Raw genomic sequence first — 13,973 nt, forward strand, 5'->3', positions numbered from 1 at the left:
CGGTGCGCCGTCGGGGGCCATGTCCAGGAGCAACCCGGCCGGGACCGCGGCGCGGACCGCCGGGAGCACGGCCACGCGCGGGGCGTGGGTGCGGATCGTCGCCCGGAGCTCGCCGAACCGCTCGCGGGTGATGAGGTCGCACTTGTTGACGACGACGAGGTCGGCCTCCGCCAGGTGCGCCGCGAGTCGCGGATGTCGCGTCATGGCGTCATCGAGGCCCTCGGCGTCGACGACCTGGACCATCCCCGCATGGCGCGCCACGTGCCGCGGCACGTCGTGGACCATCCGCGACAGGACGGGCGGCTCGGCCAGGCCACTGGCCTCGATGACCGCGAAATCCAGGCCCAGCTCGGGACCCGCGAGCCGGGTGAGGGTCTCGCCGAGCTCACCGGCGTCGACCTCGCAGCACACGCAGCCGTTGGCGAGCGAGACCATGGAGTCCACCCGCCCGGCGACGGCGGTGGCGTCCACGTCGATCTCGCCGAAGTCGTTGACGATCGCGGCGATGCGCAGCCCCGGTGTGCCGGACAGCAGGTGGTTGAGCAGCGTGGTCTTGCCGGCGCCCAGGTAGCCGGTCAAGACCAGGACGGGCAGGGGCTCGCCGGGGGCGCGGTGCGCGTCATCGCGCCCACCGCCCCCGGCGAGGTGCCCGTGCCTCAGTCCGTCGTTCAGCGACGCCACTCGGGCTTCCGCTTCTCCGCGAACGCGGACATGCCCTCGGTCTGGTCCTCCGTGGCGAACAGCGCGTAGAAGGCGTTCTGCTCGGCGAGCAGGCCCTCCTCGAGAGTGGTCTCGAAGGAGCGGTTGACCGCCTGCTTCGCGACGATGGCCGTGGTCTTGCTCATGGAGGCGATCGTGGTGGCGACCTTCATGGTCTCGTCGAGCAGCTCGGCCGCGGGGACGACGCGCGCGACCAGGCCGGAGCGCTCGGCCTCGTCGGCGTCCATCTGGCGGCCGGTCAGGCACAGGTCCATGGCCTTGGCCTTGCCCACCGCACGGGTGAGGCGCTGCGAACCGCCCATGCCGGGGATGACGCCGAGGGTGATCTCGGGCTGGCCGAACTTGGCGTTGTCGCCGGCGATGATCATGTCGCACATCATCGCCAGCTCGCAGCCGCCGCCCAGGGCGAAACCGGACACGGCGGCGATGATCGGCGTGCGCGCGGCGGTGAGGCGCTTCCAGTCGTGGAAGAACCGCTCGAGGTAGATGCCCGGGTAGTTCTTGTCCTTCATCTCCTTGATGTCGGCGCCGGCCGCGAAGGCCTTCTCCGACCCGGTGATGACGATGCACCCGACCCCGGGATCGCCGTCCAACGCCTCGACGGCCTCGACGACCTCCTTCTCCATGCCGCTGGACAGCGCGTTGAGCGCCTTGGGGCGGTTGAGCGTGATGGTCGCGACCCGGTCGGTCTGCTCGACCAGGATGTTCTCGAACTGCTTCTCCGTCACGGACATGCGTGTCTCCAGTCTGTCGTCGTCAGGTGCCTGTGCGCCATTACTTGGAAGTCCTTGTAATAGCTCCGGGGCCGATGCTAGCCGGTCACCGTGCGAGCGGCCCACCGTTCCACAGTCCCGACCGTACGGCCTCGTCGTGGGTGACGGTCGCCTCGCGCGCCTCGGGCACGAGCGGGGTGTACCGCACGAGCGATCCCCAGTCGCGGTCCCAGTCGTGTTCGAGGTAGGTCGGCACCGTCTCGCCCTCGAGCAGCAACTCGATGAACCCGATGGGGCCGCCGCCGTCCCACGCCTGCCACGTGTTGGTGGAGCTCACGGCCAGTCCCCGATCGGGCAGGACGCGGTACTCGGGCAGTTCGTGGACGCCGGCGTACTCGTCGAACGGGCGCAGGCACGGGGTGTGGAACGCGACCGCCCAGTCCGGCAGCACCGGCCTCGAGTCGCCGACCAGTTGCTGCATGGTGACCAGCTCCGGCATGCGCGGCGGGGTGAACGCGATCCACCGCGACGGGTCCGGGTCGAGGTCGCGCACGACCAACCGGATGGCCGAGGCGTCGGCGGGCAGGGTGTCCGTCGGTACGCGCAGGTTGCGCCAGGACGGAGCCGGCCCGATGTCGATCGGCAGGACCGAGCCCGCCACCTCGAACTCCCCGCCGCCGGTGGAATACTCGACGAGCACCGCGTCGGGAGCGAAGGACCCGGCCACGCCGATCGTGACGAGCGGGTCCTCCCTCTTCTGGCCGTTCTCCCCCTCCCCCTCGGGGAGCCGGTACCAGTTGGTGGTCGTCTCCGCGTTGAACTGCGCACCCGACTGGTGGCTGCCGAGGACCGGCACGCGGGCGGGGTCGAGTCCGAACGGCAGGACTGCGTGGCTGCCGTTGATGCCCTCCCCGATGCGCACGCCGCCCTCGGTGCCAGCGGTGGTCGACGTGGTGTCGGAGCCCTCGCCGGTGCCGGGGGTGTCGGTATCGGCCGCCTGCGTGGCGGTGAGGTCGGTCGGGATCCCGTCGGGGTCGAACACGACCGCCTCGCCGCCGGCCTCGAGTTGGTCCCGGGGCTCGCCGACGGGGGCGAGCAGGCCGGCGTTGGCGTCGGGCTCGGCGAGCACGACATCGGCGATGCCGCACGGCTCGCCGGAGAGCGCGCGGAGGTTCTGCAGACCCACCGAGTACGCGGGGTACTGGTTGCGGACCGCTGCGGCCATGGAGGCGACGATGACGACGACGACGAGGGCCGCGGCCAGCCCGAGTGGGGCGTGGGAGACCTCACGGGCGAACCGGAGCAGGGGTCCGCGGTCGCCACCGTCCCGCTCCTGCCCGGTGCGCGTCATGAACGGCTCCCGGTAGTGCAGGACCAGGGCGGCGAGGAGTGCCACGAGCATCAGCCCGAGGAACACGGAGTACAGGGTGATCCCGGCGATGGTCGGCTGGGTGCCGCCCCACGGGATGCCGTAGATGGAGATGTACCACCAGCCGTTGGTGGAGGTGAAACTCAGCGCCAGCACGAACAGGACACCGGCGAGGAAGAGCATGCGGTTGCGCAGTGACCTGGTCGCCGCCGGGAGGACCGCCATGGTCACCAGTGCCGCCAGCGCCGCGCCGATGGTGGCGAAGGCGCCGAAGTGGTGGGTCCACTTGGTGGGGTTGAGCGCCATGAACGCGATCGAGATGGCCGCCAATCCCACGATGCGGCGGGCGGGGCCCACGGACACCCCGGGGATCCGGCCCTTACGGAACAGGATCGCCGCGCAGGTGATGAGGGACAGGAGCATGGCGAGTACACCGAAACGGCGGGCCAGCGAGCCGTCCGGGGTGGGGTTCATCAGCCATTCGTAGCGCCACACCTCCTCGTACCAGCTGCCCGAGGGGCCGACATCCCCGAGCAGCGCCGACGACTGCAGCGTGGTGACCAGCGGCTGGTCGAGGAAGATCAGGTGCAGCACGCCCAGTCCGGCGGCCAGCAGCGGCGCGACGGTCGGTACCCAGCCGTCGCGCTTCGCGCGCCGGATGACGAGCAGCAGTAGTGGCCTGGACGCGGCGATGATGACCGCGATGCAGAACGTTCCCGTGGGCGCTGCGGACAGGGTGAGCCCACCGATGATGAACCCGGTCGCCGCGGGTAGCAGCCGTCCCGTCGCGAGTGCCCGCTCGAGCGAGACCCAGGTGGCCAGGACACCGAAGGCGATGATCGGTTCGGGCCGGAGGCCGTTGTTGTAGGTGAGCCAGAACGCGAGGAAGACCGCGGCGGTGCTCCACCGCACGGCCGCGGCGCGGCGGGCGGCGATGCCTAGCCTCGGGATGACCTCCCGGGACAGCAGGATCCACGAGGCGATGCCCAGCAGCAGCGCGGGCAGTCGGAGCCAGACGCTGCCCAGCGAGATGGCGCTCATCGCTGTGTAGAGGTAGTACGGCATGCCGAACGGCGCGTACGGGGCCCCGTAGTAGCGGAACACCTCGGGCATGTAGCCGCTGGAGACGGCAGCGCGCGCCTCGGTGAGGATGTAGCCGTCGTCGGCGGTGTTGGCCCCGATGACGTGCCACACGAGCAGCGTCGCCACGACCAGCAGGTCCAACGGTCGCGGCTTCCACCAGCCCGGCGGGAGGATGCGGCGCGCGATCCGCCCGTCCCGCAGGTCGAGCCGGTGCAACGCGACGAGTGCCACGAGGATCGCGAGGATGCCCACGACGATCGCGATCTGCTTGATGGCGGTCGCCTGCGTGGTGTAGCGCGAGTCGACCGTGATGTCGACGGCCATGCCCTCCGGTGCCGCGCCCTCCAGGTCGGTGAACACCCCGACCACCTGTGGACGGAGGTCCGCGTCGATCCGGCCCCCGACGCCCTGCCCGTCGATCTCCAGGCCGACGAACTCGGCACCGATCGAGCCGGAGTCGGCCGTGACGCGGATCGTGGAGCACGCGCCGGGCGCGGCGACCGCGTCGGTGGGCGCGGAAGCGACGAGCGCGTTGCGGCTGCGGACCTCCACGTCGGGGCCGGCCACGGACACCATGAGCGCGCGGGCCGCCGCGTTCTCCCCCGCCTCGCGGGGCGCGGTCGAGACCAGCACGCCGTCCTCGCGGCCGTCGGGCAACTGCCCGACGGCCGTGCACGGCACCTCGACGGTGAGGTCGAGTGGGTAGTACGCGACGAGCGGCGCGGTGACCGGCTCGAGGGTGCCCGCCTCGGGCCAGCTGACGGTGGAGGTGGTCTGCGTGACCGGCAGCAGCGGCACGATGATCGCGAGCAGGATGCCGACGAGCCCGCTGACGGCGGCGACGATCCCCCACCGAGGTCCCCTACGGGACTTTTCCGGCACGTCAGGGACCTCGGCGGCAGTCGATGGCATGGCGTCCACGCTATAACGAGGGGAGGACGTTCCCCGAAACGACGAACGCGCCGGAGGGGGTTCCCTCCGACGCGTTCGTCGGTGTTGTGGCCAGAGTCGGGATCGAACCGACGACCTTCCGCTTTTCAGGCGGACGCTCGTACCAACTGAGCTACCTGGCCCTAAGACCACCGGCGCACCCGGTGAACACCGAATGCGCCGGTATGTCTCTGGCGACCCTGACGGGACTCGAACCCGCGACCTCCGCCGTGACAGGGCGGCGCGCTAACCAACTGCGCCACAGGGCCGTGCTCTTCGCACGAGAAAGAACATTAGTGGACCGCCCGACCTTTGCGCAAATCGGCCCCCTGCCAGCAGTATCCGAGCACGTCAGCGGCGCGACAGAGGCACGCGGGCCGTGAATGCACGAGGTCCCGGCCACCTGACGGTGACCGGGACCTCGACCATGTGTACCCCCTACGGGATTCGAACCCGCGCTGCCGGCGTGAAAGGCCGGTGTCCTAGGCCGCTAAACGAAGGGGGCCTACGCCACGTCCGGGTGCCCCGGTCCGCAGCGGGGTCCAGTGTAGGGCACCGCCCACCGGGCGGATAAACCAACCGCACACGAGGACGGTATCGTGACCGTCGCCCCTATAGCTCAGTTGGTAGAGCTACGGACTTTTAATCCGCAGGTCGTCGGTTCGAGCCCGACTGGGGGCACCATGTACCGCCCGGCGCGCGGGCCCATTGGACCTGCTCGCGCCCCGCTGGGAGAATCGGGGTCATGTCCGCACCCACCGCCGCCGCGGCCCCCGCACTGCGCATCGGCCCCCTGGAGCTCGCGTCCCCCGTCGTCCTGGCGCCGATGGCCGGGGTCACCAACGTCGCGTTCCGCACGCTCTGCCGCGAGATCGAGCGTGACCAGCAGGGCTCGGTGTCCGGCCTGTACGTCTGCGAGATGGTCACCGCCCGCGCCCTGGTAGAACGCCAGCCCGGGACGCTGCACATGGCCACCTTCGCCCCGGACGAGTCGCCGCGCAGTCTGCAGCTGTACACGGTCGACGCCGAGTACACCTACGCGGCCGCCAAGATGATCGTCGACGAGGACCTGGCCGATCACATCGACATCAACTTCGGGTGCCCCGTGCCCAAGGTCACCAGACGCGGTGGCGGGTCCGCCATCCCCTACAAGCGCCGGTTGTTCCGCTCGATCGTCGCCGCGGCGGTCCGCGCCACCGAGGGCACCGACATCCCGGTGACGGTGAAGATGCGCGTCGGCATCGACGACGCCCACCACACCCATCTCGACGCCGGCCGCATCGCCGTCGAGGAGGGCGCGCAGGCCGTCGCGCTCCACGCGCGGACGGCCGCCCAGCGGTACTCCGGGGAGGCGGACTGGTCGCAGATCTCCCGGCTCGTCGAGCACGTCGGGGCGGTCTCGGATGTGCCGGTGCTGGGGAACGGCGACATCTTCTCCGCCGAGGACGCCGTGCGGATGCGTGAACAGACCGGCTGCGCGGGCGTGGTGATCGGCCGCGGTTGCCTCGGCCGTCCGTGGCTCTTCTCCGAACTGGCCGCACGGTTGGACGGTCGCGAGGCGCCGACCCCGCCCGCGCTGGGCGAGGTCGCGCGCATCATGTACCGCCACGGCGAACTCCTCGCGCAGCACCACGGCGAGGACAAGGGGATGCGCGACATCCGCAAGCACGTCGCGTGGTACCTCCGGGGCTTCCCGGCCGGATCGGAGAAGCGGGTCGGCCTGTCCGCCGTCCGCACCCTGGACGACCTGGCCGAGCTGCTCGCGGACCTTCCCGCCGACGAGCCCTTCCCTGCCGACGGGTACGGACCGCGGGGGCGTCAGGGCTCCCCCTCCAAGGTGCTGCTGCCCGAGGGCTGGCTCGATGACCCGGAAGACGACGCCACCGCGCTCGAGGGCGCGGACGCCGAGAACTCGGGCGGCTGAGCCCACCGCGGACGAATGTTCACCGGTCGTTCACCGCACCGGCGGTGACCGCCCTGACATGCGCGTATTCTGGCAACATGCGTCTTGTCTACTCCGAAGAACTCGCGGGCCTGGCCACGTCCATGGCCCGGATGTGCTCCCTCGCGACCGATGACATGGAGCTGGCGACCCACGCCCTGCTCCAGGTCGACCTCGTCGCCGCGGAGAAGGTCCTGGAGTCCGCGACGGAGATGTCCAGGCTGGCGACCGAGAACGAGGAGCGGGGTTTCGCCCTGCTCGCCCTCCAGGCGCCCGTCGCGCGGGACCTGCGACAGGTGGTCACGTCGATCCAGCTCGTGCAGGACCTCGTCCGGATGGGCACCCTCGCCGGACACGTCGCCAAGATCGTCCGCCGTCGCCATCCCGAGCCGGTCCTGCCGGAGCCCGTCAACGGCTACCTCGCCGAGATGGGCCGGGTGGCGGTCTCACTGGGGCGCTCCGCCACCGAGGTCCTCCTCAACCGTGATGCCGAGCAGGCGGCCACGCTGGCACGGCAGGATGATGCCGTCGACGACCTCCGGCGCCATCTGTTCACCCTGCTCACCGTCCGAGAGTGGAAGTGGGGCGTCGCCTGCGCGGTCGACGTCACCCTCCTGGGCAGGTACTACGAGCGCTTCGCCGACCACGCCGTAGAGGTCGCCCAGCGCGTGATCTTCCTGGCGACCGGCGAGTACGCCACCGTCCCCGAGGACGACCCCGAGCGCCCGTCCCCCTCCAGCGAGGAACTGGTGCGCCAGTTCAACGAGACGGACCGGACCTTCAAGGAGCGCATCGCCCGCCACGAGGCCACGGGCCGGGACGGCACCGCCGGGGACTCTTGACACACCGCGACCTGACGTGGGGGAACGTCACTGCCCCGGTGCCGGCCTCGAGGCCTGTACCGGGGCAGTGACGTCCGTGTGAGCGCCGGGACGGGTCAGCCGAAACGGCCGGACACGTAGTCCTCGGTCTGCTTGTTGTCCGGGTTGGAGAAGATCTTCTCCGTGGAGTTGACCTCGACCAGTTGACCCGGCATGCCGGTGGCCTCGAGGGAGAAGAACGCGGTCTGATCGGACACGCGGGCGGCCTGCTGCATGTTGTGGGTGACGATCACGATCGTGAACTCGTTCTTGAGCTCGGCGATGAGGTCCTCCACGGCCAGTGTCGAGATCGGGTCGAGCGCGGAACAGGGTTCATCCATCAGGAGTACCTGCGGCTCGATGGCGATCGCGCGGGCGATGCACAGACGCTGCTGCTGGCCGCCGGAGAGCCCACCACCGGGCTTGTCGAGGCGGTCCTTCACCTCGTTCCAGAGATTCGCACCGCGCAGCGACTTCTCGGCGACCTCGTCGAGGGTCTTCTTGTTCTTGACGCCCTGGAGCCTGAGCCCCGCGACCACGTTCTCCTTGATCGACATCGTGGGGAACGGGTTGGGGCGCTGGAAGACCATCCCGATGGTCCGCCGGACGGCGACGGGGTCGATCTTCTTGTCGTAGATGTCCACACCGTCGAGCTTGATGGAGCCCTTGACGTAGGCCCCGGCGATCTCCTCGTGCATCCGGTTGAGGGAGCGCAGGACGGTGGACTTGCCACATCCGGAAGGGCCGATGAACGCGGTCACGGACCGGGGCGGGACGTGGAGGTCGACGTCCTTCACCGCGTGGAAGTCACCGTAGAAGATATCGACGTTCTCGAGGTCGAGTCGCTTTGCCATCTGAACCGATGTGTCCTTACTTGGTCTTCGGCGCGAGCGCCTTGGAAGCGAACGCCGCGAGAACGTTCGCGAGCGCGATGATGAGGATGAGCGTGAGGGCCGCGCCCCAGATGCGGTACTGACCGGCGTCGTTGGGGTTGGACAGCTGGTTGTAGATCAGCAGTGGCAGCGAGGCCATGTTGCCCTGGAAGAGGTCGTAGTTGTAGCTCGCGGTGTACCCCACCAGGATCAGCACGGGCGCGGTCTCCCCCATCACCCGGGCGAGCGCCAGGAAGATGCCCGAGATCATCCCCGACAGCGCGGTGGGGATGACCACGCTGGTGATGGTCTTCCACTTGGGCACCCCCAACGCGTACGAGGCTTCACGCAACTCATCCGGGACGAGCTTGAGCATCTCCTCGGTGGAGCGGACGATCAGCGGGATCATGAGCAGGACCAACGCGAGTCCCACAGCGAAGGCGCTCAATTCGAACTGCAGCATCGTGATCCAGATGCCGAAGATGAAGATCGCCGCGACCACCGAGGGGACGCCGGCGAGGACGTCGACCATGAGGGTGGTGGGTCGCGCCAGCGTGGAGTCGGGATACTCCACGAGCATGATGCCGGCGGCGATACCCAGTGGGATCGAGATGACGGCCGCGATGAGCGCCTGGACGAGGCTGCCGTAGATGGCGTGACCGACGCCGCCGGCGAGCGACGACGGCGATACCAGGAAGAGCGAGTTCGTCCACCAGTTCGGGTTGATGATCGCCTCGGCCCCCGCGGAGACCACCTTGTAGAGCAGCGCGATCAACGGGATCACCGCGACGATGAACGACAGGGTGAACACGACCGTCGCCACGGAGTTCTTCGCCTTCCGCCCACCGGAGACGGGGAGGAAGGTCTCGGACGGCTTGGCCGGTCGTGCGAGGTCGGGGGTTACCTGGGACATCAGCCGTTGACCTTTCCACCGGACACCGAGCGCGCGATGAGATTGACGATGAACGTGAGGAGGAAGAGCACGAGCCCGGCGGCGATGTAGGCCCCGGTCGACATCGGGTTGTTGAACTCCGCGGACCCGGAAGCGATCTTGGACGCGAACGTGAAGCCCCCGTCGAACAGGGAGAGGCCGCTGGCCGAGCTCGAGGCACGGAGGATGATGAGCACCGCCACCGTCTCACCGAGCGCTCTGCCGAGGGCGAGCATCGACCCGGCGATCATGCCCGATTTGGCGTAGGGGAAGCACGTCATCCGGATCTTCTCCCACTTCGTCGCGCCGAGTGCCAGAGCGGCCTCCTGGTGCAACGACGGGGTCTGACGGATCGTCTCGCGGGACATCGAGGTGATGATCGGGAGGATCATGATCGCGAGCACGATGCCCGCGGTGAAGATGGTCCCGCCTCCGGCGATCGAGACGTTCCCGTCGGCGAAGAGGAAGAACCACCCCAGGTTCTCGTTGAGCCAGGTGGCGAAGGGGGTGATCCACGGGCCGAGGACGATGAGTCCCCACATCCCGTACACGATCGACGGGACGGCCGCCAGCAGGTCGATCATCGCCGACAGCGCCCGGGAGATCCGGGGTGGCGCGTACTGGACGAGGAACGTCGCGATCCCGATCGCGACGGGCACCGCGAGCAGCAGTGCGAAGACCGAGCTCAGGACCGTGACCTTCAACAGGTCGAGGATGCCGAACCTCAGGTTGTCGGGATCGGTCGTGTTCCACTCGGAACTGGTGAAGAAGTTGACCTGGTCCTGGAGGATGGAGGGCACCGCCTGGAGGACCAGCACGATGCCGATCAGCGCGATGAGCCCGACGATGATCGCGCCCGCCGCGACCGTGACCGACCGGAAGACGGAGTCGATATTCCGGGACGACCCGTTGGTGAGCAGGCCCCGTGGGCCGTCTCCCCGGCCCCCGGCCCCCGGGTGGTCGTCCTCCGACCATTCACCGCGGCGGCCGGCGGTCTTGTCGACGTCTCGTTCGACGGAGTCGTGCACAGTCATGGGACCTTCAGTCTTCCGGGGGTCTGTATGAGGTCGGTCGCTGTCCCCGTCCGCGGACGGGGACAGCGACCGGGCTATCACTTGATCGCGTCGATCGCGTCAGTCAGCTTGCCACGGAAGGCGTCGGGAACCGGAATGTAACCCTCGCCCTCGAGCTCACCCTGCACGGACTCGGAGACGGCGACGTTCAGGAAGGCCTTGACCGCAGCAGCGGTCTCGGCGTCGGGGTACTCGGAGCAGACGATCTCGTAGGTCGGCATGAGGATCGGGTAGGCCCCCGCGGCCTCCGGGACGTAGAAGGACGAGGTGTCGATCACCAGGTCGTTGGTCCCCTCGTTCTGCAGCTTGGCGGAGTCGATGGTCGTGCCCGCGGTCTCGGCGTTGAGCTCCACGCCCTCGGCGTCCGCCGGCGTGATGACCTTGGCCATCGACAGGCCCTGGTTCTTGGCGTAGGACCACTCGGTGTAGGTGATGGTCCCCGGGGTCTGGCCGATCGCGGCCGAGACGCCCTCGTTGCCCTTGGCGCCCTCGCCGACGCCGCCGTTGAACGTCTTGCCGGCCTCCTGGGTCCACGCGCCGTCGGACGCGGCCACGAGGTACTTCTGGAAGTTGTCGGTCGTACCCGACTCGTCGGAGCGGAAGATCACGGTGATGTCCTGCTCGGGGAGCTCCACTCCCTCGTTCTCCGCGGCGATGGCCGGGTCGTTCCACGTGGTGATCTCGCCGTTGAAGATCTGGGCGATGGTGGAGCCCGACAGGCTGAGCTCGACCCCGTCGAGGTTGTAGGCCACCGCGATCGGACCGAAGACCGCCGGAAGGTTCCACGCGGGGCTCTCACAGCGCTGCTCGGCCTGGGGGTACTCGTCCTCCTTCAGCGCCGAGTCGGAACCGCCGAAGTCGGTCTGTCCACCGATGAACTCCTTCACGCCGGCGCCGGAGCCGTTGGAGTTGTAGTCGATGGTCTGTCCCTCACAACTCGTGGCGTAGGAGTTGGCGAAGATCGTCATGGCGTTGTTCTGCGCCGAGGATCCCGAGGCATTGAGGTTGGGCTTCCCCTCGCACTCGACGCCCGCGACGTTCTGGGCGGTGTCGTTGGTCCCCGCGTTGTCGTCGGAGCAGGCGGCCAGTCCGGCCGTCGTCAGGGCGGCCAGCCCGAGCAGGGCACCGGTGCGCTTGAGGTCCACAAAATCTCCTTGGTTCATCCGGTGGAGACCTCCACCGGGTCACGTTGTCGGCGACTGGGTCGCAGGGCCGGACCGGGACACGCCGATCCGACGTGGAGAGAACCTAGGGTGCGGACGTGAACAACGCCGAGGACGTAGGTGAACCCGAGATGAACTCCCTGGTCATGGGCTGTTCACCCGGACAGCCGTCCCTCCCGTTACCTTTATTGGACCTCCGATAGCCGGGGGTCTGGTCGCTCGAGTGGGCATGGCTTTCTTGCCCTGCCATCGATGGTCCGGGGGGTGTTGCCACCTACTCGAGAGACACGCGTTGACCGCTGATAGGGACGCGGCCCACCTTCGGGTGAGGTCTCTTCGTAACGTGGGTGTCGGCATCGGGTGTCAAGACGGTGACCAGCAGGGATACTTCAGAAGGGAAGTATCGCCATGTCCGAGAACTACGCCGTGTACGTGGGACTGGACGTTGGCAAGAGCGCCCATCACGCATGCGCTCTCGCCGAGGACGGCTCCCGGCTCTACGACAAACCCCTGGTCCAAGACGAAGCTGCTCTGAAAGACGTGTTCGTCGGCCTGCAGCAGCATGGGCCGGTTCTGATGATCGTCGATCAGCCCAACACCATCGGCGCCCTGGCAATCGCGGTCGCCCGAGACTGCGGCTGCCAGGTCGCCTACCTGCCAGGATTGGCGATGCGCAAGGCCGCAGACCTGTACCCAGGTAGGTCGAAAACCGACGCCCGAGATGCGTTCATCATCGCCGACACAGCCCGCACGATGCCGCACACACTACGAGCGGTAGACCGCGACAGCGAGGTCCTCTCAGCCCTGAAAATGCTCGCCGGGTTCGACGACGACATCGCCCGCGACTGCACTCGGGCCAAGAACCGGCTGCGCAGTGTTCTGACACAGATCCACCCGGCACTCGAGCGGGTCTTCGTCGGTGAGATCCTGGCACGAGCCATCGTGTTGGACCTGCTCATCCACTACGGCGGGCCCACCAAGCTCGCCGGAGCCGGCCGAGGCCGAGTGCTCAAATGGGCACGAAACAGGTCTCGCAAGGACCCCGTCGACCTCATCGACCGCATCTTCGCAGCGCTCGCCGAACAGACGGTCACCGTGCCCGGAACCGACGCCGCGGAACTGGTCATTCCGCAGCTCGCCGCAAACATCAAAGCCCTACAAAAACAACGCGAGACTATCGCCGGCCAAGTCGAGGGGATGCTCGATGAATTCCCTCTTGCCGAGGTCTTGATCTCGATGCCCGGCATCGGCATCAAGACCGCCTCCAACATCCTGCTCGCAGTAGGCGACTGCAGCGACTTCGCCTCCGCCTCACACCTGGCCGCCTACGCCGGCATCGCACCGGTCACCAGGCGCAGCGGCACCTCCATCAAAGGCGAGTTCCCCGCACGCAGCGGCAACAAGCGGCTCAAGAACGCCATGTTCCGCAGCGCCTGGATCGCCAGCAACTGCCACGAACCCTCACGCCGCTACTACCAGCGCAAACGCGCCGAGGGCAAGAAGCACAACGCCGCCGTCATGTGCCTGGCGCGCCGCCGAAGCAACGTCATCTACGCCATGCTCACCAACCGCGAGTTCTACCGCGAGCCCGCCTCACCGCCCCAGATGCCGGCCGCAGCTTGAGCTAGCGAAAACCGGGGCCAAACCGTTGACAATCCTCATAGGGACACCCCCCGCGGTACCCCACCTGGGGTGATCCTGAGATCTCGTCTCCGGACCGCCGCGGAATTCAGCGTGAGGCGTACGTCACGTCTCGGTGCTCGACGGCGAAACCGAGCCTCTCGTAGGTGCGGATGGCCGGGAGGTTGTCGCCCTCCACGTAGAGGACGACCGATTCCGCCCCGGCCCGGCCCTCGAGGTGCTCGACCCCGACGGCGGTGAGCAGACCGCCCAGGCCCCTGCCCTGGTCAGACGGGTCCACGGCGACCACGTAGACCTCGCCCTCGACCGGCTTCCCGGGCTCGGCGACGGTCTTCGTCCAGTGGAACCCGGCCAGCCGCGGCGTCTCGCCCGCGGCATCCACGGCGAGGAAGACCGCGCCGGGATCCACCCAGTCGACGCCGAGCCGGTCGTCGAGCTGCTCTCGCGTCCAGCCCCCCTGTTCCGGATGCCACGAGAACGCGGCGTTGTTCACGCGGAGGAACTCCTCCCGGGTGTCCATCCCCGGCCACCGCGACCCGCCCTCCGACGCGGCCTCGGCGAGGGTTCCGGTCTCGATCCCCCCGGGCGGGTGCGGATCCGGAAGCGCGGGCCCGCCGGCGGCGCGCCGGCGCATCTTCAGCAGTTCGCGTGTCCGCGCCAGCCCGAGGCCCTCTGC

11 protein-coding genes and 4 tRNA genes are annotated in these 13,973 nt (G+C 68.6%); 4 read left to right on the forward strand and 11 right to left on the reverse strand.

What is annotated here, in order from left to right:
• From G6024_RS04455 to G6024_RS04480, 6 genes are all read right to left on the reverse strand, one after another.
• The coding region (locus tag G6024_RS04455) for a CobW family GTP-binding protein (RefSeq protein WP_182640311.1) at positions 1-681 on the reverse strand (681 nt) is incomplete at its 3' end.
• Positions 669-1,454 (reverse strand): enoyl-CoA hydratase, encoded by a 786-nt coding sequence (locus G6024_RS04460; RefSeq protein WP_067712041.1) that lies wholly within the window; start codon positions 1,452-1,454, stop codon positions 669-671. The genes G6024_RS04455 and G6024_RS04460, both read right to left, overlap by 13 nt.
• An 85-nt stretch (positions 1,455-1,539) precedes the next feature.
• On the reverse strand, positions 1,540-4,797 hold the full coding sequence (locus G6024_RS04465) for an arabinosyltransferase domain-containing protein (RefSeq protein ID WP_159148162.1): 3,258 nt from the start codon (positions 4,795-4,797) through the stop codon (positions 1,540-1,542).
• Between the two features lie 87 nt (positions 4,798-4,884).
• Positions 4,885-4,958, reverse strand: a tRNA-Phe gene (locus tag G6024_RS04470).
• Positions 4,959-5,007: 49 nt separating this feature from the next.
• Positions 5,008-5,084, reverse strand: a tRNA-Asp gene (locus G6024_RS04475).
• 163 nt (positions 5,085-5,247) lie between these two features.
• Positions 5,248-5,320: transfer RNA gene (locus G6024_RS04480), tRNA-Glu, on the reverse strand.
• 103 nt (positions 5,321-5,423) lie between these two features.
• Here G6024_RS04480 and G6024_RS04485 point away from each other — a divergent pair.
• The 3 genes from G6024_RS04485 to phoU all read left to right on the forward strand — a co-directional run bounded on the left by G6024_RS04485 (position 5,424) and on the right by phoU (position 7,599).
• Positions 5,424-5,499, forward strand: a tRNA-Lys gene (locus G6024_RS04485).
• 61 nt (positions 5,500-5,560) lie between these two features.
• On the forward strand, positions 5,561-6,739 hold the full coding sequence (dusB, locus tag G6024_RS04490) for a tRNA dihydrouridine synthase DusB (RefSeq protein ID WP_067712036.1): 1,179 nt from the start codon (positions 5,561-5,563) through the stop codon (positions 6,737-6,739).
• Between the two features lie 77 nt (positions 6,740-6,816).
• Positions 6,817-7,599 carry a phosphate signaling complex protein PhoU gene (phoU, locus tag G6024_RS04495; protein WP_067712032.1) on the forward strand — a complete coding sequence of 261 codons (783 nt, stop codon included), beginning with the start codon at positions 6,817-6,819 and terminating at the stop codon, positions 7,597-7,599.
• Between the two features lie 95 nt (positions 7,600-7,694).
• Here the strand turns inward: phoU and pstB are convergent, their stop codons facing one another.
• From pstB to pstS, 4 genes are all read right to left on the reverse strand, one after another.
• Entirely contained in the window at positions 7,695-8,471 is a 777-nt protein-coding gene (gene pstB / locus G6024_RS04500) for a phosphate ABC transporter ATP-binding protein PstB (protein WP_067712029.1), read from the reverse strand.
• 16 nt (positions 8,472-8,487) lie between these two features.
• Positions 8,488-9,402, reverse strand: coding sequence for a phosphate ABC transporter permease PstA (gene pstA / locus G6024_RS04505; protein ID WP_067712026.1), 915 nt, complete (start codon positions 9,400-9,402; stop codon positions 8,488-8,490).
• Positions 9,402-10,454: a phosphate ABC transporter permease subunit PstC gene (pstC, locus tag G6024_RS04510; protein ID WP_082923668.1), complete on the reverse strand. Its 1,053-nt coding sequence runs from the start codon at positions 10,452-10,454 to the stop codon at positions 9,402-9,404. The genes pstA and pstC overlap by 1 nt, the downstream gene beginning before the upstream one ends.
• Before the next feature lie 77 nt (positions 10,455-10,531).
• Positions 10,532-11,638 (reverse strand): phosphate ABC transporter substrate-binding protein PstS, encoded by a 1,107-nt coding sequence (gene pstS, locus G6024_RS04515; protein ID WP_096905966.1) that lies wholly within the window; start codon positions 11,636-11,638, stop codon positions 10,532-10,534.
• Positions 11,639-12,064: 426 nt separating this feature from the next.
• On the opposite strand from pstS, the gene G6024_RS04520 reads away from it, so the two are divergent.
• Positions 12,065-13,279, forward strand: a complete 1,215-nt coding sequence (locus tag G6024_RS04520; protein WP_159148163.1) for an IS110 family RNA-guided transposase — start codon at positions 12,065-12,067, stop codon at positions 13,277-13,279.
• Between the two features lie 106 nt (positions 13,280-13,385).
• Here G6024_RS04520 and mshD read toward each other — a convergent pair.
• Positions 13,386-13,973, reverse strand: a 588-nt coding sequence (gene mshD / locus G6024_RS04525; RefSeq protein WP_159148164.1) for a mycothiol synthase, incomplete at its 5' end; no start/stop codon positions are given.

The sequence above is a fragment of the Dietzia maris genome (genome assembly GCF_014144855.1).
GTDB classification, from domain to species: Bacteria; Actinomycetota; Actinomycetes; order Mycobacteriales; family Mycobacteriaceae; genus Dietzia; species Dietzia kunjamensis.